At 75.6% G+C, this 644-nt stretch carries 1 protein-coding gene and 1 pseudogene; one reads left to right on the plus strand and one right to left on the minus strand.

The features are described from left to right. Window positions 1–268 (plus strand): annotated as a pseudogene (locus tag EAO77_RS39180) (hypothetical protein); the annotation flags it as partial. Window positions 269–484: 216 nt separating this feature from the next. Here EAO77_RS39180 and EAO77_RS40795 read toward each other — a convergent pair. Beyond that, the coding region (locus tag EAO77_RS40795; protein WP_147992574.1) for an HAD family hydrolase at window positions 485–644 on the minus strand (160 nt) is incomplete at its 5' end.

The raw sequence follows: 644 nt of genomic DNA on the forward strand, positions 1-644 counted from the left end.
GGCGAAGGCCGACGTGAAGGCGCAGGCGCAGGAGAAGGCGACCGCAGCCAAGGAGAAGGCCGCCGACGCCGCCCACCGGGCGCAGGACAAGGCCGCGTTCCTCCTGCGATCGGCCAGGGACAGCACGCCCGAGCCGGTGCGGGAGAAGGCGTCGCAGGCCGCGACCGCGGCGAACCGCAACCGCGGGCCGGTGCTCGTCGGCGCCGGTGTCGCCGTGTTGGCCCTGGTACTGCTCCTGGGCCGCAGGTCGCGCGGACGTCACTGCTGACGTCGCGCGGGACGCCTGTCGCGGGATGACGGCCGGGCACGCACGGGCGGCTCCCTCACCTGTCGGGGTGAGGGAGCCGCCCGTGCGTGAGTAGGTCCCTGATCCGTGCGTGATTAGGTCCCTGAGCGGCGCCGCGCCCGCCCGTGCCGGCTCAGCCCTGGTGGCTCCGCCGGGCCGGGCGGAGCTACCCGATCAGCCGCCCGATCAGCCGCCCGATCAGCCGGGCGGGAACGCGGCCGGGGAGGCGAGCAGGTGCGCGGGATCGTCGTAGACGGAGTCGGCGCCCGCGTCCTCCAGGTCGGCCCGGGGGATCCCCCCGCAGAGCAGACCCACGCATCGCACCCCGGCCCTGCTGCCCGCCTCCATGTCCCACACC

It is taken from the genome of Streptomyces sp. T39 (genome assembly GCF_008042045.1).
GTDB lineage: Bacteria > Actinomycetota > Actinomycetes > Streptomycetales > Streptomycetaceae > Streptomyces.